This window comes from Mycobacterium sp. ACS4331 (assembly GCF_001667265.1).
Taxonomy (GTDB): domain Bacteria; phylum Actinomycetota; class Actinomycetes; order Mycobacteriales; family Mycobacteriaceae; genus Mycobacterium.
Window position 1 is genome coordinate 14,830 of the sequence record NZ_LZHW01000109.1, and the last position, 24,610, is coordinate 39,439.

Consider the following 24,610-nt stretch of genomic DNA (forward strand, 5'->3'; position numbering starts at 1 on the left):
GGTCGTCTCTGGCCCTGACAAAAAAGACCGGCGCCCGACATGCGCGCATGCCTGGGCATGCGGCAGCGGGCGCCGGTGTGACAGCTACTTGTCGGCGGTCTTGCGCTTGCCGTAGCGCTTCTCGAACCGCGCGACGCGACCGCCGCTGTCGAGAATCTTCTGCTTGCCGGTGTAGAACGGGTGGCACTGCGAGCAGACCTCGACCACGATGTGGCCGCTCTCCTTGGTGCTGCGGGTGGTGAAGCTGTTCCCACAACCGCAGACCACAGTGGTCTCCTGGTAGGCAGGGTGAATGCCGGATTTCATGGTGTCCTCTTCATTCGTAGGTCGCCGGGTCGCCCGCTCCTGACCTGGAGAATTCGAACGTGAACCGGAACCTGAGGTGGTCAGCGGTCCATTATGCCAGGTCAGCCGCCGTACTCCTAAACGCCTGGCAACCGCGGTGCATTCCCCCGAAGAATCCTGGGCCCACAAGGGCCATTCCCACGATGTGAGACGGTTCGGTGTCGTTGCGGACACGGCTGGGTATCGCCTTCAACGAGAAAAACGGCACCGCGCCGCTCAATCTGGATATGCAAGGAGGACGCTCGATGAACGCCCTGAATCTCAAGCACATGCTGGTCCACGGTGGCGTCGCCGCCGGTATCGGTGTTGCGGCCCTCGGCCTCGGCGCTGGTCTGGCGCAGGCGGATCCCCCGCCCCCTCCCACCCCCACCGTTGATGTCGACGTGCCGCCGGTCCCGGCGGTGCCCGCGGCTCCGGCGATCCCGGCCCCGCCGGCCATCCCGGCGCCCCCGGCCATTCCGGCCCCGCCTGACGTGGACGTGAACGTTCCGGCACTGCCGGCGATCCCGGCCCCGCCCGCGATCCCGGCCCCGCCGGCCATTCCGTCGCCGCCGGCCATTCCGCCGGTGCCCAGCGTCAGCGTCGGCTGACCCAGGCCACACCCGATCGCCGCATCACCGTCAGGTGGTGCGGCGATCGTCGTTCCGGGTGAAGGTCGCGCCGCGGGCTGGGCGCGTCCACAGCTGACCACCGGCCGGCTCGGCACCCAGGGTGATGAGTTGGCGTTTGAGCACCTTGTTGGTGGCCGTCGACGGAAGTGCATCGGTGATCCAGACCCGACGCGGCCACGCCTTGGGCGACAGGTCCTGCTGGTCGGCGAGGAACGCACCGAAGGCCGCCATGTCGAGCTCGACCCCGTCGCTCGGCACGATCGCCGCCATCACCTGGTCACCGACGTGTTCGTCGGGCACCGGATAGATGCTCACCTGGTTGACCGCCGGGTGACGCAGCAGGACCCGCTCGATGGGCGCGGTGGTCATGTTCTCGCCGTCGACGCGCATCCAGTCCGCGGTGCGGCCCGCGAGGTAGATCCATCCGTCGGCATCGCGGTAGGCGAGGTCACCCGACCAGTACATGCCGTGCCGCAGCCGGTCGCCGGTTGCGTCCGCGTCGTTGTAGTAGCCCTGGAACAGGCCCGCTCCCGTGGTGTTGACCAGTTCGCCAATCGCCTTGTCCCCGTTGGTCAGTGCGCCTGCCGCGTCGAATTCGGCGACGGCGCACTCGGTCACGGTCTCGGGGTCGTAGATCGCCACACCCGGGAACCCTCTGCCCACCGATCCGGGCGGGCAGTCATCCTCCCGCGTGACGATGATCGCGCCCTCGGTCGAGCCGAAACCGTCCCACACCGTGCACCCGAACCGGCGGCCGAACTCCTCGATGTCACGGTCGCTGGCCTCATTGCCGAAGGCCACCCGCAGCGGGTTGTCCGCGTCGTCGGACCGCTCCGGGGTGCCCAGCACGTAGGCCAGCGGTTTGCCGACGTAGTTCATGTACGTCGCACCGTAGCGGCGGAGGTCGGAGAGCAGGCCCGACGCCGAGAACGTCGCGGGCACCATGGCCGCCCCGGACCCGATGGCAACGCCCCACCCGGCCAGCAGCGCATTCGAGTGGAACAGCGGCATCGACAGGTAACACACGTCGTCGGACGTGATCGAGAAGCGTTCCACGAGCGCCTGCCCGGCGAACAGCACCGTCATGTGTGCGACCTGGACGGCCTTCGGGTCGCCGCTGGTGCCCGAGGTGAAGATCATCATGAACGTGTCGGTCGGCCCCACCTCGCGATGCGGCACCAGCGGGCCCGCGGCGGCGACCAGCGCAGCCCACTCCTCCGAATCGGTGTCCAGCACGCGAACGCCGGGCAGGTCGAGTCCGTCGAGCAGGTGGCGGCTGTCGCTGTCGGTGAGCAGGATCTGACAGTCGGCGTGCAGGATGTCGCGCCGCAGGGCAGTGCCGCGCCGGGTGGTGTTGATGCCGCACAGCACGTAGCCGCCCAGCGCCGCCCCGGCCATCGCGGTCAGCATCGCCGGCGTGTTCGGAAGCAACGCGCCGATGTGCAGGGGCCGACCCAGGTCGGCGAGCGTGAGCAGCGCGGACGCCTGGCGTTGGGCGTCATCGAGGTGTTGGCGCCAGGTCCACTCCTCATCACCGAACCGGACGGCCGTGCTGTCGTCGTCCCGGCGGGCCCGAAGCATCTGCTGGACGGTCTGGGGTGCAGATTCGTGAGCCACTGTCGGCGCCGCCTCGTCGTTGAAGGGTTGAAGGTGGTGGGTCGAAGGTAGTGAACAGAGTAGTGAAACTGTCTACCGTGTCGAGCGCGCATCCCGCCCGGTGCGCAGTGCGTGTCTGCGAAGATAGGTCAAACCGTCGTCGTGAGATGAGGAACTGACCAAGGTGACCGCCGGCTCCGCAGCCCAGTCCCCCGCCGCCACGCGTCCGGTTCGCGATCGATTGATCGACGCCGCCGAACAGTGCCTGAGCACCAAGGGAATCCGCGCCACCACGGTGTCCGAAGTCGCTGAATTGGCGGGGGTCTCGCGCGGCTGGCTGTATCGGCATTTTCCCGACAAGGCCGCGCTTCTGGGTGCCGCGATCGTTCGGCTCAACGACGTCTACTGGGGCGAAGCCCATTCGGTGCTGAACGAGGTCGAGGGCCTTGCGGCGCAGATCGCAGCGGGAATCCGCCTGGGCCGCAGCGCATACGACTCCCCCGGTGCCCTCGTGATGAAACTGCGACTGGACGAACCCGAGGAGTTCGCCGCCTGCGCCGGAGCCGGAGTCCAGGGCCTGATCCCCGACCTGAGTGCCTTCTGGCGTCCCTACCTGAGTGCGGCGGCCGATCGTGGCGAGATCGAGGTGGACAACCTCGACGTGGCCAGCGAGTGGGTGGCCCGCAACCTGCTCAGCCTGGCGACGGTGCCCGGCAAGCAGGTCGACGTCGATGATCCCGACGCGCTGGTCGATTTCCTCGACCGCTATCTGATGCCCGCGCTCCGGCCGCGGGGTTGACCTCGAGGCCGACGAGTTCGGCCGCAGACCCTGTGAACGCAGAATCCCCCGTCACGCCCCCGGCGTGACGGGGGATTCTGCGGGTGAACTCAGTCGAGGTCGTCCGAGGCGCCTCCCGGCGCCGTCTTGGAGACCTGAACCAGGAACTCGTAGTTGTTCTTCGTCTTGCGCAGCTGGCTCATCAGCAGGTCGATCGCCTGATGGCTGTCCAGGCCGGACAGCACCCGACGCAGCTTGTGCACGATGGCGAACTCGTCGGGCGAGAGCAGCAGCTCATCCTTGCGGGTGCCGGACGGGTTGACGTCGACCGCCGGGAAGACGCGACGCTCGGCGATCTTGCGGTCCAGCTTGAGCTCGGCGTTGCCGGTGCCCTTGAACTCCTCGAAGATCACGGTGTCACCGGTCGAACCGGTCTCCACCATCGCGGTGGCGATGATGGTCAGCGAACCACCGTCCTCGATGTTGCGGGCCGCGCCGAGGAACCGCTTGGGCGGGTACAGCGCGGTGGAGTCGACACCACCGGACAGGATGCGGCCCGAGGCCGGCGACGCGTTGTTGTACGCGCGGCCGAGGCGGGTGATCGAGTCCAGCAGCACCACGACGTCCTTGCCCTGCTCGACCAGGCGCTTGGCCCGCTCGATGGCCAGTTCCGCGGCCTGCGTGTGGTCTGACGGCGGCCGGTCGAAGGTCGAGGCGATGACCTCACCCTTGACCGAGCGCTGCATGTCGGTGACCTCCTCGGGGCGCTCGTCGACGAGCACGACCATGAGGTGGCATTCGGGGTTGTTGCGGGTGATCGCGTTGGCGATGTCCTGCATGATCGTGGTCTTACCGGCCTTGGGCGGTGACACGATCAGGGCGCGCTGCCCCTTGCCGATCGGCATGATCAGGTCGATCACACGCGTGGTCAGCTTCTCGGGGCTGGTCTCCAGACGCAGCCGCTGGTTGGGGTAGAGCGGGGTCAGCTTGCCGAACTCAGGACGGTTCTTGGCCGCTTCGACGGGGCCGCCGTTGACGGTGTCGAGGCGGACCAGCGGGTTGAACTTCTGACGCGGATTCTTGTCGCCGCCGTCGCCCTCGCGGGGCACGCGCACCGCCCCGGTGACGGCGTCACCGCGGCGCAGGCCGTTCTTGCGGACCATGTTCATCGACACGTAGACGTCGTTGGGGCCGGCCAGGTATCCCGAGGTGCGGACGAACGCGTAGTTGTCCAGGACGTCGAGGATGCCTGCCACCGGCTGCACGACGTCGTCCTCGCGCAGTTCGGTGTCGCCACCGCCTTCGCCGCCGGAACGCTCGCCACGCCGACGCCGGTCACGGAACCGGCGGCCACGCCGCCCGCCACGACCCTCGTCGTCGTCGTTGTCGTTGTTGTTGGCGTTACCGCCGCGATTCTGCTGGTCACCGCCGCGCTCAGACCGGTTGTCGTTGCGGTCGGAGCGGTTCTCGTTGCGGTCCGAGCGGTTCTCGTTCCTGCCCTCGTTGCGCTCCGACTTGTTGTCGTTGCGCTCAGACCGGTTGTCGTTCCGCTCGTTCCTGTTGTCGTTGCGCTCACGCTTGTCGGCCTCATTGCTCTCGCGCTTGTCGGCCTCGTTGCGCTCGCGCTTGTCGTCGCCGCCCTCGGGCTTGGCGTTGCTGCGCGGTGTGTCGCCCGCCTCGGCGGGCGGGGCCTGCTCGGCCGACTCGGCCTGGCCACCCTCGGCGGGGGCGCCGGCACGACGGCTGGCGGTCCGGCGCTCACGGCGCGGCGTCTCGCTCCGAGGCGCCTCGGCGTCGGATGCCTGAGCCGATTCGGCGGGGGCCTGCGACTCGGCCGAACCGTTGGCCGGGGCCGACTGCTGGCCACCCTGCTGACGCTCCCGGATCGCTGCGATGAGCTGGCCCTTGCGCAGCCCGGAAACACCTTTGACGCCCAGCTGAACGGCCAGGGCGCGCAGTTCGGGCAGCACCATGCTGGCCAGGGAGCCCTCACCGGAGTCCCGGGCGGGAGTCTTCGAAGTCACCGTCTCGGGCAGATCTGCCGAGGTAACGGAGTCGCCCGCGGTGATGAGGTCCGTATCAGTCACGGATTTCCTTTCTTCCCTCGCGATGCATGTGAGCGAGGGTTCGGTATGTCCAGCAACCACTGGGCACGACGTGCCACCATCTGGGTCACAAAACGATGATCACCGAGATTCGCGGCTGTACGACGAACCGTCGGTACACGAGTGAGACACGAGAAGTGAGTGGTCGTCCTAGTGTCGGCGCAGAAGAAGCTGCGAATTGCCGGGACGGGACCGAGGATAGCCTGCATCGTTGCCGGAAGCAAGAAACCCGCCCCGCGTGCCTCACCGGTCCTGTCGTCAGGTCGCGGCGGGAACCCCGGACGTCCAGCGAACTCCGTCGCCGACGTTCATCTGTTTGACGGTGAATCCGAGCCCGACACCGTGCTCGACGATCTCTGCCGGCAGTTCGGGTGTGGTGGCCAGCACCAGGACCGTAGGTCCGGCACCGGAGAGCACCGCCGCAAGACCACAACGCCGGAGCATCGTCAGATATTCCGCCGATGCGGGCATGGCCGGGGCACGCTGCGACTGGTGCAGCGCATCCTCGGTCGCGGGCATCAGCAGGTCCGGCCGTTCGGTCAGGGCCACCATCAGCAGCGCGGCCCGACTCAGGTTGAACCGCGCGTCGGCGTGGCTGACCTGCTCGGGCAGCAGGACGCGCGTCTCGGCCGTCGATGACCGCACCTCGGGGATCGCGGCGAACAGGTGGATGTCAGGGTGCAACCGCACCCCTGCAGCCGAATACTCGGTCCGCTCCCCCTCCTGAATCCAGGACACCACGGCACCGCCGAGCACGGCGGCCGCCGCGTTGTCGGGATGACCCTCGAACTCCGAGGACAACTGCACGAGGGTGTCCGTGTCGGCCGGTACGCAATCCGTCTGTGCCACAAGACCATTGGCAGCGGCCAAGCCGCCGACCACTGCCGCGGCCGACGAACCCAGGCCACGAGAATGCGGGATCACGTTGCGGCACCGAAGAATCAGCCCGCCTGCACGCAGACCGGCGGCATCCAGGCCGCGCTGCACCGCACGCACCACCAAATGGTCGGGACCTTCGGGCACATGACCGGAGCCCTCGCCCTCCACGTGCACCGTCAGGCCGGAATCCGTTGTCTCAACGGTGATCTCGTCGTACATCCCCAGGGCCAGACCGAGGCTGTCGAAGCCCGGGCCCAGGTTGGCACTGGAGGCTGCCACCACGGCGTGCGCCACGAGTCCGGCGGGCAGTGTCTGGGTCATCGCGCAACCACGTTATTCCAGACCCAGCTTCTCCACGACCGCGGCCGGATCCACCGGCACCGCCGTGACCGTCGGCATTCCCTTGAGGGCGGTGTCCGGGTCCTTCAGGCCGTTTCCGGTGACGGTGCACACCACGGTCGAACCCTTGGCCACCCAGCCGTCCTCGACCGACTTCAGCAGACCCGCGATGCTTGCGGCCGATGCCGGTTCGACGAAGACACCCTCGGTGCGGGCCACCAGGTGGTAGGCGGCCAGGATCTCCTCGTCGGTGGCTGCCAGGAACCGCCCGTTCGACTGCTGCTGCGCCTCGACGGCACCCGCCCAGGACGCCGGCGACCCGATCCGAATGGCGGTCGCGATGGTCTCCGGGTCCTTGACCGGTGCGCCGTGGACCAGGGGGGCCGCCCCGGCCGCCTGCGTGCCGAGCATCTTGGGCAGCGAGTCGGTGACGCCGTCGCGGTGGTACTCCGAGTAGCCCCGCCAGTAGGCGGTGATGTTGCCGGCGTTGCCCACCGGCAGCGAGTGCACATCGGGGGCGCGCCCGAGCACGTCCATGATCTCGAAGGCCGCGGTCTTCTGCCCCTCGATCCGGACCGGGTTGACGCTGTTGACCAGTCCGATCGTCGGGTAGTCGGCGGTCAGCTTGCGGGCCAACTCGAGGCAGTCGTCGAAGTTGCCGTCGATCTGAATGATCTTCGCGCCGTGCATGACCGCCTGAGCCAGCTTGCCCATCGCGATCTTGCCCTGCGGGATCAGCACCGCGCAGGTGATGCCGCCACGCGCCGCGTAGGCCGCGGCCGAAGCCGAGGTGTTGCCCGTGGAGGCGCACAGCACGGCCTGCTGGCCGCGGGCCACCGCGTCGGTGACGGCCATGGTCATGCCGCGATCCTTGAACGACCCGGTCGGGTTCAGGCCCTCGACCTTGAGGTGCACCGTGCAACCGGTGTACTCCGAGAGGCGCTTGGCATGGATCAGCGGCGTGCCACCCTCCAGCAGGGTGATCGGAGTCCAGTCGGCGGCCACCGGCAGACGGTCCCGGTAGGCCTCGATCAGGCCCGGCCATGCCGAGTGCACCGTGGTCTTGGGGGCGCTCATTCGCCCGCTCCTTCCATTCGCAGCACACTGGCCACGCTCGAAACCGCGTCGAGATCCCCGAGCGCGGTGATGGTTTCGCTCAATGCGGCGTCGGTGGCGCGATGCGTCAGCACCGCGATGCGGGCACCGACCCGCTCGCCGCCCTGATTGACCACGCCCTCCTGGCGCACCTCGGCGATGCTGACCTCACGCTTGGCGAATTCGGCGGCCACTGAGGACAACACGCCCGGTTTGTCGCTGACGTAGAGGCTGACGTAGTAGCGCGTGGGCACCACGCCGATGGGCGCGATCGCCAACTGCGCGTACTTGGACTCGCGCGGGCCGCGGCCACCCTGGACGCGGTTGCGTGCGGCCATCACGAGGTCGCCCAGGACGGCCGACGCGGTGGGGGACCCGCCGGCACCCTGGCCGTAGAACATCAGGCGGCCCGCGGCCTCCGCCTCGACCACGACGGCGTTGAACGCGCCGTTGACCGCGGCCAGCGGATGGTCCAGCGGCACCAGCGCCGGATAGACCCGGGCCGAAACACACTCCTGGCCATCACCATTGGTGATCCGCTCGCAGATCGACAGCAGTTTGATGGTGCAGCCCAGGGCCTTCGCCGATTCGAAGTCCTCTGCGGTGACCTTGGTGATCCCCTCGCGGTAGACGTCGTCGGCGGTGACCCGGGTGTGGAAGGCGATCGAGGCCAGGATGGCGGCCTTGGCGGCCGCGTCGTAGCCCTCGACGTCGGCGGTCGGGTCCGCCTCGGCGTACCCGAGCGCGCTGGCGTCGGCGAGCGCGTTGTCGTAGCTGGCGCCGGTGTCGTTCATGGCCGACAGGATGTAGTTCGTGGTGCCGTTGACGATGCCGGCCACCCGCAGCACGGTGTCACCGGCCAGCGACTGGGTCAGGGGGCGGATCACGGGGATCGCACCGGCGACGGCGGCCTCGAAGTACAGGTCGACGCGGGCCTGCTCGGCGGCCTGCGCCAGTTCACCGGTGGACTGGGCCAGCAGGGCCTTGTTGGCCGTGACGACAGACTTCCCGCTCGCCAGCGCGGCCAGGATCGCCTTGCGCGCAGGTTCGACCGGGCCCATGACCTCGACCACGATGTCCACGTCGTCACGCGCCACCAGGGCTTCGATGTCATCGGTGAGCAGGTCGACCGGGACCCCGCGGTCCTCGGAGACGCGGCGCACTCCGACCCCGCGCAGCACCAGAGGTGCGCCCACCCGGGCGGCCAAGTCCTCGGCACTGTCCCCCAGGATCCGGACCACCTCGCTGCCGACGTTGCCCAGGCCCAACACCGCTATGCCAACCGGCTTTTCGGATGCGCTCATGCGATCACCTCACTTCCAGACTCAACAGATCGTCGACCGTCTCCCGACGCAGCACCAGGCGCGCGACGCCGGCGCGCACGGCCACCACCGCGGGTCGACCCAACAGGTTGTATCGACTCGACATCGAATAGCAGTACGCACCGGTGGCCGCAACCGCCAGCAGATCGCCGGGAGCGATGTCCTCAGACACCCAGGTGTCCCGGACCACGATGTCACCGCTCTCGCAGTGCTTGCCCACGATTCGCGCAAGAACGGGTCCGGCGTCGCTGAATCGTGACACCAGGCGGGCGTCGTACTCGGCCCCGTACAACGAGGTGCGGATGTTGTCGCTCATCCCGCCGTCGACGCTGACGTAGCGACGTTGGGCGGTCGGGCTGATCGCCACGTCCTTGACGGTGCCGACCTCATACAACGTGATGGTGCCGGGTCCGGCGATCGCGCGGCCGGGTTCGACCACCAGGCGCGGGGTGGGCAGACCGACGGCGGCGGCCTCGCTCTCGATGATCTGGTGCAGCTTGCTCGCCAATTCCGACATGGGCGGCGGATCGTCGTGCGGCAGGTACGAAATACCCAGTCCCCCACCGAGGTCGACGGTCGATATCTGCGCGGTCTTGTCGACACCGAACTCTGCGACGACGTCACGCAGCAGGCCCAGCACGCGGTGCGCGGCGATCTCGAAGCCCGCGACGTCGAAGATCTGCGAACCGATGTGGCTGTGCAGACCCACGAGGCGCAGGTTGTCGGTCTCGAAGACCCGGCGCACGCCGGCCATCGCGGCGCCGCTGGCCAGCGACAGACCGAACTTCTGATCCTCGTGGGCGGTGGAGATGAATTCGTGTGTGTGCGCCTCGACACCGACGGTGACGCGCAGGAACACGTCCTGCACCACACCGGCCTCACCGGCGATCGCGTCGAGCCGGTCGATCTCGATCATCGAGTCCAGCACGACGTGGCCGACGCCGGCCTTGACCGCCGTCGTCAACTCCGAGACCGACTTGTTGTTGCCGTGCAGGGCGATGCGCTCCGGCGGGAAGTCGGCGTGCAGTGCCACGGCGAGTTCACCGGCGCTGCACACATCCAGCGACAGCCCCTCCTCGGCGACCCAGCGCGCGATCTCGCTGCACAGGAAGGCCTTTGAGGCGTAGTTGACGTACTCTCCCCCGCCGAACGCGGCGGCGATCTCGCGGCAGCGCGACCGGAAGTCGTCCTCGTCGATCACGAACAACGGTGTGCCGTATTCACGCGCGAGTTCGCCGACCGTCACACCCGCGATCGACACCTCTCCGTCCGCGCCGCGAACCAGGTTGCGCGGCCAGACATTCGGCGCCAGCAGCAGGATGTCCTCCGGGGACTGCGGCTTGGCCGGCGCTCCCGCGTGGTGGATCTCCTCGGCATGCCGGGGCCCGGCGGGATGCGCGTTCACATCCGCTCCGGTGCGCTGACGCCGAGGATCGACAGACCGTTGGCGATGACCTGACGCGTGGCCTGGCACAACGCAAGGCGTGCTGCGTTCAGGGCGGTCGGCTCCTCGTCGCCCTGGGGCAGCACGCGGCACGCGTCGTAGAACCGGTGGTAGTCGCCGGCCAGGTCCTCGAGGTAGCGGCAGATCCGGTGCGGCTCACGCAGATCCGCGGCGGTCTTGAGCACGCGCGGGAACTCGCCGATGCTGCGGATCAGCGTGCCCTCTTTGTCGTGGGTGAGCAGTCCGAGCTGTTCGGTGCTGGCCGACAGGCCCAGTTCTGCGGCGTTGCGGGCCAGCGCCGAGAGCCGGGCGTGCGCGTACTGGACGTAGTAGACCGGATTCTCACTGGAGGCCGAGGACCACAGTTCGAGGTCGATGTCGATCGGGGTGTCCACCGAACTGCGGGTCAGCGAGTAGCGGGCGGCGTCCACACCGAGCGCCTCGACCAGGTCGTCGAGCGTGATGACGGTGCCGGCCCGCTTGCTCATCCGAACCGGCTGGCCGTCGCGCACGAGGTTGACCATCTGACCGATCAGCACCTCGACGGTGTCGGGATCGTCGCCCAGGGCCGCGGCGGCGGCCTTCAGCCGGGCGATGTAGCCGTGGTGGTCCGCGCCGAGCATGTAGATGCACAGGTCGAAGCCGCGGGCCCGCTTGTCCAGGTAGTAGGCCAGGTCACCGGCGATGTAGGCGGGCTGCCCGTCGCTCTTGATGACGACGCGATCCTTGTCGTCACCGAACTCGGTGGTGCGCAGCCAGGTCGCACCATCCTTCTCGTAGATGTTTCCGGTGCGGCGCAGCTGGGCGATGGCCTCGTCCACACGGCCCGAGGTGTGCATCGAATCCTCGTGCGTGAACACGTCGAAGTCGGTGCCGAACTCGTGCAGCGACTCCTTGATGTGGGTGAACATCAGGTCGACGCCGATCTCGCGGAAGGTCTCCTGCCGCTCGTCGGCGGGCTGGCTCATCACATCGGGAACCTTGGCCTGGACCTGCGCGGCGATGTCGACGATGTAGGCGCCGGCGTAGCCGTCCTCAGGGGCGGGCTCCCCCTTGGCCGCGGCGACCAGGGAGCGAGCGAAGCGGTCGATCTGGGCACCGTGGTCGTTGAAGTAGTACTCGCGCACGACGTCGGCGCCCTGGGTGGACAGCAGCCGGCCCAGCGCGTCGCCGACGGCGGCCCAGCGGGTGCCGCCGATGTGAATCGGCCCGGTCGGGTTGGCCGAGACGAACTCGAGGTTGATCTTGGTACCCGCCAGCGCGTCGCTGCGGCCATAGCCCTGGCCTGCGGAGATGACGTTCTGGACGAGGGTGTTCTGGGCCGAGGCTTCCAGCCTCAGGTTGACGAAACCGGGGCCGGCCACCTCGGCCGACGCGATGCCGTCGGCCGCAGCCAGTGCCTCGGCGAGCCAGCCGGCCAGCTCGCGGGGGTTGGCGCCGACCTTCTTGGCGACCTGCAGCGCGAGGTTGGTGGCGTAGTCACCGTGCTCGGGGTTGCGGGGACGCTCGACGGTCACGGTGGCGGGCAGCGCGGCGGCATCGAGGTCATGGGCGGCCAGCACCGCGGCGGCGGTGTTCTTCAGCAGCTCGGCCAGATCGGCAGGGGTCACGGGTGTCCATCCTATGGTCTGGGGTGGTCAGGTCCCGAATCAGTTACCGCTCGACGGCCCCTTCAGCGCGAGCGTGCATGTCCCCGACCGACACGCCGCGGCGGGACCGTGGTCTGCGCACGCTCGCGACAGGAGCGGATCGGATTCGGACTGGCCGTCGTGATGGGTTAGTCTGTGCAGGCCCAATGGCGCACCAGTGCGCCCCCGTAGCTCAGGGGATAGAGCGTCTGCCTCCGGAGCAGAAGGCCGCAGGTTCGAATCCTGCCGGGGGCACTCATCAACCGCCTGATCGCAGGCGGTTTCTGTGTATCTGAGACCGGCGTGCTCCGCGGCATATACGAATGCTGCGTCCGACTACGTCACTTTGGTGCGCGGCCTCTGCCGGTCCTCTCCTATTCCGGCAGGGCGTCGATCGGCATCAGCGAGATCGGCACCCAGTGGGTGCCCGGTCCCTCACCTGGGCAGCCCGCGCCGTCGAGGACGAGCGTGCGTTCGCCGTGGAAGCTGCCGTCGCCGTTCGGGATCCAGTAGTCCGAGCGGCGCGACGGTACGCCGCTGTCGGGGTCGGTGCGCGTGCAGAGGTAGGGCTGCTCACCACTGGTCTCCCACCGGCCGTTGGACCAGCGGTACTCGAACTCCAGCGGCGCGCCGGGATTGCGTTTCTGGTCATCGCTGTTGTCCATGCGCGCGATGCACCCGTTGGCGTCGCAGGTGGTCGTGAAGGAGACGGGAAAGGTCTTCGACTCCATCGGAGTCGGTGTGCCGTTGAAGGTCTGTTTGGCGAAGTCGACGGTGAGGTTGTAGTGGCCGTAGAGCGGCGGCGGTTCGGTGCGATCCGCGCGAGCCAGCGGCGACACGGTCGCGACGGCAGTTGCGGCCAGCACGCCGATCACGACCAGTTCCCTCATGGTGCCTGGTTAGCACATGAACGCACGCTTGGCGGAGCATCTTCTCGATTCACCCGATGAGCACTTGGGTTGAAGGACTCGCCTGGGTGTCAGTTCGGCAGGGCTGGCATGTCGGCCGGCATCGCATCGGTGCCGACATTCGGGCACAGGAGCTTCACCGCGTGCAGCGCCGCGGTCGAATCCTGGTAACCACCGATGAAGTCTCGGTCCGGGAATCCGCTCGGGGGCGCGCTGGGACTGCCGCGGCTGATGCGGTGCACCGCCTCGGCGAGCGCCAGCACGGTGGTCTTCACTTCCGAATCCTGGATCGCTGCTGCTTCGGTCCGGATCGCGGTCTCCGCCTCGGCGGCCTTTCGGGGCAGGTTGGGGTCGGCGGTGCCGCCCATCCCCTGCAGCACGCCCGGAAAGACCGCCGCGAGGTGATGCGCGGCATCATCGACGCGTTGGCAGTCCGCACTCGGCACGTCGTCCCGCGGCGCGGTCAGGATCAGGACCAGAGCAACGGGCGCCGCCACGGCACCCATTGCCAGCGTGATCTTCCCCCGCGACCAGTCCGGAAGCCCCATCGATACAGCCTATGTACGGCGAGACGGCACCCATCGCACGAATCACCGGAGCCCCAGGGTGCCCTTCACCTCTGGTGGTCGGCGGGCTTCGACGGCTTGAGCCGGTCGGCGATCCTCTGACCGAGCGACGGGTGGTGCTCGCCCCTGGGCGTCTGGTCGACGGCGTGCCTGGGCTGATCCGACAATCGCGGCAGCGCGCGCTTGAAGGGTGCGTGTGACGGCGTGGACTCGTGCCGGTCCACGGGTGGCGCGTCCTCGCTGTCCTTCTGCGGATCGCCGAAAGCCTTCGCCCCGGCGGACCGAGTCGGTTTGACTGTGGCCCCAGTGGCCGGGTGCGGACGAACCCCGTCCGCAGGGGCGCCGGCCGCCGTCATGTCCGCAGGGGCGCCGGTCGGTGTCATGTCCGCAGGCGTCACCCTCGCAGGCGTCCCACCTGCGGCCGTCACTCCCGTGGGACCCGGTACCTGCAGCACCCGCCCTGAGGAGCGCGCCTGCCCGACCTCCGCGCGGACGTCGTCGACGGCCTTGACCACCGCGCCCGCGACGATGGTGCCGGCATCGGTCAGCGCCCGCGCCGCGGTGTCGACCCCCGCACCCACCGCCCGGACCGGATCGCCGCTGACCGCGAGTTCCTGCGCCACGGCGTCGGGAACCTCGAAGACCGCCGACAGCACCTCGTTGAACGCTGGGAAGATGACCGCGCCGACCACGTTGATCGCACCGATCACGGCGACCTGTACGACACCCTCGGGTGCCGCGGTGGCCGTCGGATTGGGCACGATCGGCAGGTTGAGCGCGGTGAAGGTGTCCTGGCGCGCGGTCTGGATGGCTGCGATGATCCCGGGCAGTCCGTCCGCGGCGGCCGGGATGATGTTCATCAGGCCGACCACCCCGACCTCGAAGGCGTTCAGCGCCCGCGGAGCCACCAGGGTGCCGTCGGCGAGGATCGCGGCGGCCGCCGCGGCGTTGGTCGGGCCCGTGACGGATGCGGCGGCGATGCCGATCGCCTTCAGCAGGTCATTGGACTGCAACGCGGTCAGGAACGTGGCCGGGGCCTGCAGCGCCGTCGTTCCCGCTGTCACGCCGGTCTCGACCAGCAGCGGGCAGATGATCGAACAGTAGGTGACCTGGTTGCGCAGAAAGCTGACGATCAGCCCACCCGGCGGCACCGGAGCGGCAGTCAACCGAACGTCCTGCATCAGGACCGGCGGCGGTGGGGAGGCGATGACGGGATCCAGGGGCGCGGCCATCAGGGCGGCGATGCCCACGACGGCCACCCCCGTGGCGGCGAAACCTGCGCGCGGTCGCGTCCGTGCCTGCATGGCGCCCCCTGAGAGATCGACGGTGATGCAGACGCCACGAAGAGCCGCGCCGACGGGTTCAATCCAGGGTGCTGCCCCTACCGCTGTTCGTGCTTGACGATGCCGTGGTCGCGGCAGTGCCGGCTTCCCGGTGCCGGATTCTGGGCACAACCTGGGCTGCGGCAGGTGCGGTGCAGATACGTCATGATCAATCCTTCGAAGTTGGTTGGCGGCGCTGCCGCGTATCGGTGCTCTGGCGGCGCTATCGCGTGTCGGCGCCGATGGCGACCATTTCCACGTAGGCCGCGGTGATGCCCGTCAGGGCGAATGGAGCGTCGGCGTCCCCGCTGGGTGGTGCGCCGCGGGGGTCGAGGTCGGCGACGGCGTCTCGATACCTCGCTGGGACCTGGGCGCCACGATGGTCGAGCAGAGCTCTCCTGGTCAGCTCACACAGGCTCGTCCACCAGCCGTCCAGCCGCAGGCGTTCCTCCTCCAGACGGATCGCCTCTGCCGAACGGAGTTGCCAGCGTCGCGACCTCTGGCGGGAGTCGTCGTCACGGACCAGGTCGGCACGCCGCGGTATCGACGCTGCGACGGCTTCGGAGAGGTAACCGTGCGGGTGCGCAAGCAGTTTGGCCTGAACACGCATCTCCAACGTGAAGAACCATGTCAGCGGTTGGATTCTGCCCATATGTCAGTGTAGCCGAACGGGGCGAACATTATGCGCGGAAAGCATTGAGAGAACGAAGATGTGACAGAACAGTGCGTCTGAACTGTTGTGGCACAAGGAAAATCAGTGACATGCCCAGAAAAGAAGAACGCTGGTGCGGATTGCTCCGCACCAGCGTCTCAAGTCTGTGTGTCAGATCAGATGGTCGAAACGCCAACTGCCTGAGGACCCTTGGCGCCCTGTTCGATCTCGAACTGGACTCGAGCGTTCTCCTCGAGCGTGCGGAAGCCGCCGCCGGTGATCTCGCTGTAGTGGACGAAGACGTCCGCCGAGCCGTTGTCAGGAGCGATGAAGCCGAAGCCCTTTTCGCCGTTGAACCATTTCACAGTGCCCTGTGCCATTGAATTTCTTCTCTCAATCAAATGCGCAGCAACTAGCAAGCGCGCGTGGTCAGCCTAGCATGGAAACCCACGCAGGCGAATCGACATGATCCACACCCGAGGTCCTGACGCTGACGAAAATCGTTGGTTTCCAACCAAAAATAGTGCCCAACAGCGCAACTGGCGCAAACGACAGCGAACGAACCCCGGAAGCACGGGCCTGATCTGCGGGTGGAACGGGCGTCAGTCGAACGTCACCCCTGCGGAGACGCGATTCCCCACTCCTTGTCGGCGTTGGACCGCTTCAGGTCCTGAAGCTTCGCGCAGTTGGCTTCGATGGTGCCGGAGTCGGAGAGGAGTTCAGTGACGCGCTGACGGTTCTGCGCGAACCACGACATCTCATCGGCTGCCGAGAGGTACGCGATGTCCTGGTGCCCTTCGAGGTGCTGACAAATCAGCGACAACCGGAACCACCTGTCCGGGCCAGGTCGAAGTAGCTGGCTCCCGCCCCTCAGTGCAGCCGCAACGCGACGCGCCACATCACGCCTCAGGGCGGGGGATTCCCCAGTTCTTGTACGCGTTCGCGCGCTGGAGATCGTTCAGTTCGGCGCACACCTCCGCCGCTCGCCTATCGTCGGCGAAGAGGCCCTCGATGGCCGGCAGGCTGGTTGCGAGCCAACTGACCTGATCCAGGATGGAGCCCTGTTCCGTGTCGTCCCCTCCGCCGAGGTACTGGCGGAGGACCGAAAGCCAGAACCAGTCGTCCTCGCCACCGACACGCGTCGGCGCAACCGAGATCTCGAACTGACCACGATCATTCGACACCACCCACGCCAACCTCTCACCGGACAATGTGATCGAGGCGTCGATATCGGCCAACCCACGGGAGCGGGAATTGGTGAAGCGATACGCGGGATTGAGGTACAGCACCTGCAGATACTGAGCGATGAACTCGAGAAGCCTTGTCATGAGCCGCCTTCGATCTTCGGAGGCACCAGCTTAGTGTCACTGACCAGCTGGTAGCCATGGTCCAGCAGATACCGCAGTTCGGCGCCCGTGTAGGTGTCCGGGAGCACCTTGTGGAACGGCACGGACAACGTGATGGTGTCGTGATTCGCGATCGCCATGTCTAGGACGTGCTGATTCGCGGCAAGCTGCTGCTGCGGTGTGTAGGAGTACCAGTCCGCCCCCAGATCGAAGTAGCTGGCGCCGCGCTCCTTGGCCACGTCGATGTACGACGGGCCGCCATCTCGAGGAGCGAAGGGCCCAAGGACGGTCTCTCCTGAGCCCGATAGGTGCTGCTCCGTCAGAACGCGCAGTCCGGGCGGCATGTACTGCGTTGGGTTGTCCAACCCGAACTCCGGGCGCGACGTGTCGATGGGATCGGAGATCTCGAACGGCGTCAGGTGCGCGCTGGTCGGGCCGTGCCCCAGCGTCGGGCCGTCGGGAACATGGGGAGCGGGAGTGTCCATCTCCGGCAGGTCGAGGCCGTGCAACGCACCGGACCGCAACAGCCCTGCTTCTGGGCCGAAGATCAGCGCCGGCGCCGTCATCGCACCGTCGGCACCCTTCTCACCGGCGTAGTACGCCAGACTCGGTGCGTCCATCGCATTCTGGACCTCGCTCAGCAGGGGATGGAGGGGATTCGCGGCGGTTTTCCCGATTTCCTCGGCGGTGCCGGTGACCAGATCCCGCCAGGACTCGAACACCCCGGGAGCCTTGGGGCCGCCCGTGCCGAACAGGTTCTTGAAGGACTGTTCGGTGGCCAGCCAGCGATCACGGAACCCGTCCACAAACCCGGGCGCCGGCTGCGTCGGGAGTTTCGGGGGCGCGGGCAGTGGAGCGTTCGGATCGTAAGTCGCCCAGAACTGCTCGGAGCTGGCGACCATATCGCTGATCCGCTGCTCGATCTGATCGGGCGGCACACCATCCGCGGCCAGGACGGCCCGCAGTGCCGCCTTCCCCTCCTCCACCGCCTTGGGATCCGTCACCGCCGGCGGTTGCAGTTTCGGCGCGGCTGGCTGGTGGGGCTGCTGCGGCGCGATCACCGCGGCCTGCGGCGGCATCGCTCCTTCGACCGGCTCCTCGCGTTCCGTCGGCAGCAGCATGTCCTCGAGCGTCGGGGGGCCGTCACCGCCGCCGCCCGCGCCTGGTTCGGGTGTCGGAGACAACATCGGCCCCTCTTTGAAGGTCCGGTTGTCCACCAACTGCACGGATCCGTCCTGGCCCTGCGGTGTGCCGGGCACCTCGGCGAAGGACACGGACTCGAATGCGGCGACGGCCGCGGTGATCGCGCCGGCCGCAGCCTGGTCGGCGTTGAGCAGTGCCGCGGCGGCCGACCGGATCTCGGCGGCCAACTGCGTGGCCTGCGCCAGCTTGGCGTCGTATTTGGGGCCCGGCGGGAACTCTTCTCGACTGCTCAGCGACAGGTCCTCGCCGACGTCGAAGCCGGCGTCCTCGGCTCGCCGGATCGCATCGAGGACGACGTTTTTGGCCGCCGAAATCTCGCGCGAGCCGACGGTAGCGGCCGACGCGGCGGCACGGAGGTCATCGGCGATTCCGATGACCATGATCTTGTCGGACTGTGTGCGGGCCACGGTGGCGGCGGCGGTGGCACCGTCCCAGTCCGCCCCGCCCGGAGTCAGCGCGTTCTGATGAACGGTGTGGAACACGTCCTCCCACTGATCCGCGGACTCCGACCAGGACCGCGCTGCGGCGGTCAGGTGTGCTGTCTCCCACCCCTCGATCTGTGACCGACCGGGCAGGGCCGCTGTCCCGGAGCCCGGCATCTACACGAGGAACGCGGGACTGGTGGCCGCGATCTGTCGCGCCGATCGGCGCTCGTTGTCACTGAAACCTGTTGCCGCTGAATCCATCTTCACCCCTGTGGCTTCGGCACGTGCACTCAGACGAGCTCCCATGGCGTCGACGGCCGCCGAAACCGCCGAGACCGCGGAGGTCGTCGGCTGATACAAGTGCCCCGTGCTGACCGACGCCGCTAGACCGGAGAGCTCGACCGCCTCCGATCCGCACTGGGCAGCGAAGGTGCGCAATCCAATCAATTGGATGTCCAGATCCCCCATGGAAGCAGTCTAAGGGCGCCCCCGCGACCCGCAATTCACCAGAATCAGGCCAACGGACGGTTCGCCATTCGACGCACCGATTCCGGCACGGGCACCGACTGCGGACAGTCGGGCGCAGCGACCGGTTCGCCGTACACCGCGGTCAACGGCACCACCCCGGCCCAAACGCCGGCGGCGACGTCCGATTCGGGGTCCTCGGGCCAGCCGTCGCTGACCTTGAGCGACCAGTTCGACTCCCCGATCGGCAGCGTCAGCACCAGCGTCGCCGCCAGCTCCTTGCGGGTGCTCTCCCGCAGTTCGGCGACCCGACCCGGGATGAATGCGTCGGTCAGCGCCTCCAGGTAGGTGACCTTGTCGGCGTCGGCCACCGGAGTGAACGTTCCGAACAGCGTGGCGCTGCGGTAGCGAAACGACGACTCGAACCCGCTGCGGGCCACCACGACGCCATCGAGGGTGGTGATCGACACCGCGGCCGAAACGCCGTCAGCCAGGGCACGCATCCAGGGCGATCCGGTGGATCCGTGGATCACCAGTTCGTCGTCCACCCTGGTGAAGCCGGTGGGAAACACCGCGGGATGGCCGTCGCGCACCAGCGCGACGGTGGCCAACGGTGTGCTGCGCATCAGGTCGTTGAGCGCCTCCCGGGACCTGCTCTGTTTCTCCGGCAGGCGCGAGATGCGGGTCGTGGGCTGCGACATGGGTCAACTGTCGCACGGCGCGGCCACCCACACCGCGGTATCCGGCGGCAGGACGCCATCGGCATGCGGACCCGAGGCCAGGATCACCGAAAGCCGCTCGGGCAGCACGATTTCGCTGTCGCCGGCGTTGACCCAGCACTGGGCCGCACCACGCTCGAACGCCAGCACTCCGGGGTTGTTCACCAGCCAGCGCACCGCACCTGCCCCCACCCACAGGCCCGGCCGCAACGCAAGGGCCTGACGGTACAGATGCAGGACGGAGTCGACGTCGTCCTGCTGCACAGCCACCGAGTGCGCACCCCAATGATCGGGCTGCGGCAGCCAGGTCGGCCCAGCGCCGGGCGGCGAAAAGCCATACGGGGCAGAGCTTCCCGACCACGGCAACGGAATTCGGCAGCCGTCACGGCCGACGTCGGTGAATCCCGACTGCACCCAGGTGGGGTCCTGCCGGAGGTCGTCGGGCAGGTTCTCGACCTCCTCGAGGCCCAACTCCTCCCCCTGGTAGATGTAGGCGGTGCCGGGCAGCGCCAACTGCAGCAGTGCGCACGCCCGGGCGCGGCGTCGGCCCAGGTCGTGATCGGCCGACTCCTCGGCCCACCGGGACCGCTCCCACTCGGACTCCACCAGTCCCTCGGGCTGCGACCGCGAGTACCGGGTGACGGTGCGGGGGACGTCATGGTTGGACAGCACCCACGTCGGCGGTGCGCCGACGGACTGCGCACCGGTGATCGCGTCGTCGATCACCGCGCGCAGGGTCTCAGCCCGCCACGGTGCACGCAGAAAGTCGAACTGGAACGCGGTGTGCAGTTCGTCGGGTCGCAGATACCGCGCCAACCGCTCAGTGCTGGGCACCCAGGCCTCGGCGATGAACACCCGTTGCGGCGCATACTGATCCGCGATCGACCGCCATCCCCGGTAGATCTCGTGGACCCCATCCTGGTCGAAGGCCGGATGAGTCGCCGTGGCGCGGCCGCGGTCCGGCAGGCCCTGCGCCTTGACCAACCCGTGCGCGACGTCGATGCGGAATCCGTCGACGCCCTTGTCGAACCAGAAGGCCAGGACATCCTCGAACTCCGCGCGCACCTGCGGGTGTTCCCAGTTGAGGTCTGGTTGCCCTGGGGCGAACAGGTGCAGGTACCAACTGCCGTCGGCGACCCGGCTCCAGGCCGGGCCTCCGAAGATGCTGCCCCAGTCGTTCGGCGGCAGTTCACCGTCGGCGCCGCGTCCGGGCCGGAACAGGTACCGCTGCCGCGCGCCGGGTTCGTCACGCAACGCGGCCTGGAACCACTCGTGCTGATCGGAGGTGTGGTTGGGCACGATGTCGAGAATCACCTTGAGCCCCAGGGTGTGCGCGTCGGCGATGAAGGCCTCGGCCTCCGCCAGCGTGCCGTAGGACGGTTCGATGCCGCGGTAGTCGGAGACGTCGTAGCCGGCGTCGGCCATCGGCGACGGGTACCAGGGGTTGATCCACACCGCGTCGATGCCCAGGGCCGCCAGATACGGCAGTCGGGAGCGCAGGCCCGCGATGTCCCCGATGCCGTCGCCGTTGTCGTCGGCGAAGCTGCGGATGTAGACCTGGTAGACGACCGCGGTCTCCCACCACTGCACGAACCTCAACCGCCCACGCGGCGCAGGGCCTCGGGCGTGAGGTCGGCCAGGGCGGGATAGCCGTCGACCGCCATGATCAGGTCGGCCTCCGCCAGCAGCGACCGCACCACATGCACGATGCCGTCGACCCCTCCCAGCGCCAGCCCGTAGGCGTAAGGGCGTCCGATCCCAACTGCCTTGGCCCCCAACGCCAATGCCTTCAGGACATCGGCGCCCGATCGGATCCCGGAGTCGAACAGCACCGGCAGCTCGCCGGAGGCCTCGACCACGCCGGGCAGGCAGTCGATGGCGGGCAGGCCGCCGTTGGCCTGTCTGCCGCCGTGGTTGCTGCAGTAGATGCCGTCGACGCCGTAGTCGGCGGCGCGGCGGGCGTCGTCGGGGTGGCAGATGCCCTTCAGGATCAGCGGCAGCTTTGTCAGCGACCGCAGCCAGGTCAGGTCGTCCCAGGTCAGCGATTTCCCGAAGACGCTCGCGAAGTACATGACGGCATCCCGGGGATCAGCGCCCTCGGCCAGGCCGGCCTTCTGCCGGAACACCGGGTCGCTGGTGTAGTTGGCCAGGCACTTCCCCCGCAGCTGCGGGAAGTTGGCGGTGGCCAGGTCGCGCGGGCGCCAGCCGGGGATCCAGGTGTCGAGCGTGACGACGATCCCGGCGTAGCCCGCGGCCTCGGCCCGGTGCACCAGGCTCTCGGCGATGTCGCGGTCGTTGGGGCAGTACAACTGGTAGAAGGCCGGGGTGTCGCCGACCTGTGCGGCGATGTCCTCCATCGGATCCTCGACCAGGGTCGAGGCGCACATCGGCACGCCGGTGGCCGCCGCGGCCCGCGCGGTCGCGAGGTCACCGTGGCCGTCCTGGGCACACAGGGCGATCACCCCGATCGGCGCCAGGAAGATCGGTGCGGGCCAGCGCTTTCCGAACAGCTCGACCGACAGGTCGCGCTCCGTGGCGCCGACCAGCATGCGCGGGATGAGCCCCCACCGACCGAAGGCCGTGACGTTGCCGTCCTGGGTGTTCTCGTCTCCGGCACCCCCGGCCACGTAGGACCACACCGACGGCGGCAGCGCGTGCCGGGCGCGCTCCTCCAGCTCGGCGTAGGACATCGGCAGGCTCGGCAGCACCCCGGTGAGGCCCTGGAAGTAGATCTCGTACTGGTAGGCACCGTAGGGCGCAGTCATCGCTTCAGTCCTTTCGATCTGTGAAGACTCACCGGCGGTGGGCGCCGGTGGGACTCCACAAATCCCCCACGACGGCGGCGGCCCGCCTCAGTTGGTCGATGTCCGTGCTGGTGGGGATCAGATGGATCTCGTCGGTGCCGACGGCTTCGAAACTGCGCAGCACCGCGGCCAACTCGTCCTCGTCGCCGGCCCACCCCGTGGTGGGCGCGATGGCCTCGACGAGGTCAGCCGGCAGCCAGTTCATGTAGCGCAGCAGGTGTGCGCGGACCTGCTCGCGGGCACGGTCCTTGTCCCCCAAGGCAAACCAGAACGACGTGGCCAGGTGCGGTGCGGGTTTACCCGCCTCGGCCCACGCCTGCCGCGCCACGTCGAACAGCTCGTTCTGGGCGGCGACGTCGAGGTCCATGGTGATCCCCGCGAGACCGTCCGCCCACGCTGCCGCGCTGCGCACGGTCTTGGGCCCGATGGTGCCGACCAGCAGTCGCGGTCCGCCGGGCTGGACGGGCGACGGCCCGACCGGAAGCACCGACTCGGTGATCTTCTCCCCCGCCCACACCCGGCGCATGATTCCCACGCGCTCGGCCATCTCGCGCATGGTCTGGGTGCGCGGGTCGGCGCCCACCGCGCGGTAGTCCTCATGGCGGCCGCCGACGCCGATGCCCACGGTCAATCGGCCGCCCGAGAGCATGTCGCCGGTGGCCAGCGCCTTGGCGCACATCACCGGGTCGTGAAGTTGCGGCACGATCACCGTCGTCACCAACTCGACGCGTTCGGTCCAGGCCGCCATGGCGCCCAGGAGCGTCAGGCTGTCGGGGTTGTCGAACGCGATGCGCTCACCCCAGCAGAGCGCCGAGAACGGGCCCTCGTCGATGGTGGTGGCCCACGCGCGAAGCGTCGCGGCGTCCAGATCCGGCTCCATGACCGGCAACGTCATCCCTACGCGCACGTCCGCGATTCTGGCACGCGCACGGCTCAGGTGAGCGGATCTTTGCTCGCGCGGACCGGTCCGGCGGGCGGGGGCTGGAAGAGACTGCCCCGCATGCTGCCGCGGGTCGTGCGACTCGCCACCAGGATCCACGTGGTCAGCAGGCCGGCGTAGGCCGCCACCGCGGCGACCTTGAATGCCGGGAGGTGGGTGTGCACCGCAAGCTGGGTGGTGCCCGTGACGAAGGTGCCCACCGGGAACGTCAGGCTCCACCACGTCAGCGCGAACGGCATACCGCGACGCAGCGTGCGCACGGTCAACGAGGTCGCCAGCGCGATCCACAGCACCGCGAAGCCCCAGACCGGGACGCCGTAGAGGATCGCGAACGCCCTCATCGCGGCGGCGATCTCCGGGGGCGCGGTCCTGGCCGCATCGCTGCCGAGGAGTCCCACCACGGTGATCGACTGCCCCAACGGGCCCAACACAATCCACAGCGTCGGCACCCGGGCGGTCCCCGAGGTCCCGTACAGCGTCAGCCGACTCCAGATCATCGTGATGATCACCAGCGATGCGATCAGCGACAGGCCGAACATGGCATAGCAGCCGTAGAGCATGGTGGTCTGCCCGGTGCCGGGCGCCATGTGCGGGATCAACAGCGCGCCGCCGGCCGCGGACACCATGGGCGGCACCACCGGCATCAGCCACCCGCCGAACGCCGCGTCGGGTTCGACGTTGTGCTGAGTGAACATCAGGTACGGAATGCTGACGGCGGTGAACAGCCCGCCCACCGTGCCCGCCGTCCACAGCACCCAGGCGATGTCGACCGCCAGTCGCTCACCGATCAGGTCGGTGCCCACCAGCAGTGCACCGGACCCGACGGTCACGAACGCCATCGGCGCCGCACCGTAGAAGTGGGCCATCTGCGGGTTGCGCGCGTGACTGCGCGCCACGGTCGGATGCCGAAGCCAGTGACCGCCGACGACCACGGCCAGCACCACGAGCAGCGCGGCAGCGATAACCCAGACGACCTCAGTGAAGCCGCGCACGCCCGGGATCGTCATCGGCAGCGAGGCGCCCGCGGTCGCGACGATGCCCGTCCCCATCACGGCCGAGAACCAGTTGGGCCCGATGTTGCCGAGGGTTTCGACGCGAGTGGTGGCCATGGACCCAGA

24 protein-coding genes and 1 tRNA gene are annotated in these 24,610 nt (G+C 68.4%); 3 read left to right on the top strand and 22 right to left on the bottom strand.

Annotated elements, in window-relative coordinates; genetic code table 11:
• Positions 1-84: 84 nt before the first annotated feature.
• Complete coding sequence (gene rpmE / locus A5727_RS25845) at positions 85-306, bottom strand: 50S ribosomal protein L31 (RefSeq protein ID WP_068257442.1); 222 nt, start codon at positions 304-306, stop codon at positions 85-87.
• Between the two features lie 284 nt (positions 307-590).
• Here rpmE and A5727_RS27705 point away from each other — a divergent pair, with 284 nt between their 5' ends.
• Complete coding sequence (locus A5727_RS27705; protein WP_068257445.1) at positions 591-935, top strand: hypothetical protein; 345 nt, start codon at positions 591-593, stop codon at positions 933-935.
• Positions 936-965: 30 nt separating this feature from the next.
• On the opposite strand, the gene fadD1 is transcribed toward A5727_RS27705, so the two are convergent.
• Positions 966-2,573 (bottom strand): fatty-acid--CoA ligase FadD1, encoded by a 1,608-nt coding sequence (gene fadD1, locus A5727_RS25855; RefSeq protein ID WP_286150289.1) that lies wholly within the window; start codon positions 2,571-2,573, stop codon positions 966-968.
• 163 nt (positions 2,574-2,736) lie between these two features.
• On the opposite strand from fadD1, the gene A5727_RS25860 reads away from it, so the two are divergent.
• Entirely contained in the window at positions 2,737-3,351 is a 615-nt protein-coding gene (locus A5727_RS25860; protein WP_068257451.1) for a TetR/AcrR family transcriptional regulator, read from the top strand.
• A gap of 89 nt (positions 3,352-3,440) precedes the next feature.
• Here A5727_RS25860 and rho read toward each other — a convergent pair whose 3' ends face one another.
• The 6 genes from rho to argS all read right to left on the bottom strand — a co-directional run bounded on the left by rho (position 3,441) and on the right by argS (position 12,124).
• Complete coding sequence (rho, locus tag A5727_RS25865) at positions 3,441-5,417, bottom strand: transcription termination factor Rho (protein ID WP_068257454.1); 1,977 nt, start codon at positions 5,415-5,417, stop codon at positions 3,441-3,443.
• A gap of 276 nt (positions 5,418-5,693) precedes the next feature.
• Complete coding sequence (gene thrB / locus A5727_RS25870) at positions 5,694-6,635, bottom strand: homoserine kinase (RefSeq protein WP_068257457.1); 942 nt, start codon at positions 6,633-6,635, stop codon at positions 5,694-5,696.
• Positions 6,636-6,647: 12 nt separating this feature from the next.
• Positions 6,648-7,730 carry a threonine synthase gene (gene thrC / locus A5727_RS25875; RefSeq protein WP_068257460.1) on the bottom strand — a complete coding sequence of 361 codons (1,083 nt, stop codon included), beginning with the start codon at positions 7,728-7,730 and terminating at the stop codon, positions 6,648-6,650.
• Positions 7,727-9,052: a homoserine dehydrogenase gene (locus A5727_RS25880; RefSeq protein ID WP_068257463.1), complete on the bottom strand. Its 1,326-nt coding sequence runs from the start codon at positions 9,050-9,052 to the stop codon at positions 7,727-7,729. Before A5727_RS25880 ends, thrC begins: the two co-directional genes overlap by 4 nt.
• Positions 9,053-9,056: 4 nt before the next feature.
• Positions 9,057-10,436, bottom strand: coding sequence for a diaminopimelate decarboxylase (gene lysA, locus A5727_RS25885; protein ID WP_231992230.1), 1,380 nt, complete (start codon positions 10,434-10,436; stop codon positions 9,057-9,059).
• Between the two features lie 35 nt (positions 10,437-10,471).
• Positions 10,472-12,124: an arginine--tRNA ligase gene (gene argS / locus A5727_RS25890; RefSeq protein WP_068257469.1), complete on the bottom strand. Its 1,653-nt coding sequence runs from the start codon at positions 12,122-12,124 to the stop codon at positions 10,472-10,474.
• 200 nt (positions 12,125-12,324) lie between these two features.
• Here argS and A5727_RS25895 point away from each other — a divergent pair.
• A tRNA-Arg gene (locus A5727_RS25895) sits at positions 12,325-12,397 on the top strand.
• A 119-nt stretch (positions 12,398-12,516) separates the two neighbouring features.
• Here the strand turns inward: A5727_RS25895 and A5727_RS25900 are convergent.
• The 14 genes from A5727_RS25900 to A5727_RS25965 form a co-directional block, all read right to left on the bottom strand.
• On the bottom strand, positions 12,517-13,032 hold the full coding sequence (locus A5727_RS25900) for an MBOE_33420 family protein (RefSeq protein ID WP_068257472.1): 516 nt from the start codon (positions 13,030-13,032) through the stop codon (positions 12,517-12,519).
• A gap of 89 nt (positions 13,033-13,121) precedes the next feature.
• Positions 13,122-13,598, bottom strand: a complete 477-nt coding sequence (locus A5727_RS25905) for a hypothetical protein (RefSeq protein ID WP_068257475.1) — start codon at positions 13,596-13,598, stop codon at positions 13,122-13,124.
• A gap of 65 nt (positions 13,599-13,663) precedes the next feature.
• The gene (locus A5727_RS25910; RefSeq protein WP_068257479.1) at positions 13,664-14,920 is read right to left on the bottom strand and encodes a hypothetical protein; all 1,257 of its coding nucleotides are present in this window, start codon (positions 14,918-14,920) and stop codon (positions 13,664-13,666) included.
• A 241-nt stretch (positions 14,921-15,161) separates the two neighbouring features.
• On the bottom strand, positions 15,162-15,590 hold the full coding sequence (locus A5727_RS25915; protein WP_068257482.1) for a hypothetical protein: 429 nt from the start codon (positions 15,588-15,590) through the stop codon (positions 15,162-15,164).
• Between the two features lie 176 nt (positions 15,591-15,766).
• A complete protein-coding gene (locus tag A5727_RS25920; protein WP_068257485.1) occupies positions 15,767-15,970 on the bottom strand; it encodes a cold-shock protein in 204 nt (67 codons plus the stop codon).
• A 233-nt stretch (positions 15,971-16,203) separates the two neighbouring features.
• Positions 16,204-16,413: a hypothetical protein gene (locus A5727_RS25925; RefSeq protein ID WP_157521571.1), complete on the bottom strand. Its 210-nt coding sequence runs from the start codon at positions 16,411-16,413 to the stop codon at positions 16,204-16,206.
• Between the two features lie 76 nt (positions 16,414-16,489).
• Positions 16,490-16,918 (bottom strand): hypothetical protein, encoded by a 429-nt coding sequence (locus A5727_RS25930; protein ID WP_068257490.1) that lies wholly within the window; start codon positions 16,916-16,918, stop codon positions 16,490-16,492.
• Positions 16,915-18,738 (bottom strand): hypothetical protein, encoded by a 1,824-nt coding sequence (locus A5727_RS25935; RefSeq protein WP_068257493.1) that lies wholly within the window; start codon positions 18,736-18,738, stop codon positions 16,915-16,917. Before A5727_RS25935 ends, A5727_RS25930 begins: the two co-directional genes overlap by 4 nt.
• On the bottom strand, positions 18,739-19,032 hold the full coding sequence (locus tag A5727_RS25940; protein WP_068257497.1) for a hypothetical protein: 294 nt from the start codon (positions 19,030-19,032) through the stop codon (positions 18,739-18,741). It abuts the gene before it with no gap.
• A gap of 44 nt (positions 19,033-19,076) precedes the next feature.
• On the bottom strand, positions 19,077-19,730 hold the full coding sequence (locus tag A5727_RS25945; protein WP_068257501.1) for a pyridoxamine 5'-phosphate oxidase family protein: 654 nt from the start codon (positions 19,728-19,730) through the stop codon (positions 19,077-19,079).
• 3 nt (positions 19,731-19,733) lie between these two features.
• A complete protein-coding gene (locus tag A5727_RS25950) occupies positions 19,734-21,347 on the bottom strand; it encodes a glycoside hydrolase family 13 protein (RefSeq protein ID WP_068257504.1) in 1,614 nt (537 codons plus the stop codon).
• Positions 21,344-22,513 (bottom strand): lactate 2-monooxygenase, encoded by a 1,170-nt coding sequence (locus A5727_RS25955; protein ID WP_068257508.1) that lies wholly within the window; start codon positions 22,511-22,513, stop codon positions 21,344-21,346. The genes A5727_RS25950 and A5727_RS25955 overlap by 4 nt, the downstream gene beginning before the upstream one ends.
• A 28-nt stretch (positions 22,514-22,541) precedes the next feature.
• Entirely contained in the window at positions 22,542-23,447 is a 906-nt protein-coding gene (locus A5727_RS25960) for an LLM class flavin-dependent oxidoreductase (RefSeq protein ID WP_068257511.1), read from the bottom strand.
• 38 nt (positions 23,448-23,485) lie between these two features.
• Entirely contained in the window at positions 23,486-24,601 is a 1,116-nt protein-coding gene (locus tag A5727_RS25965) for a TDT family transporter (protein WP_068257515.1), read from the bottom strand.
• Between the last annotated feature and the right edge of the window lie 9 nt (positions 24,602-24,610).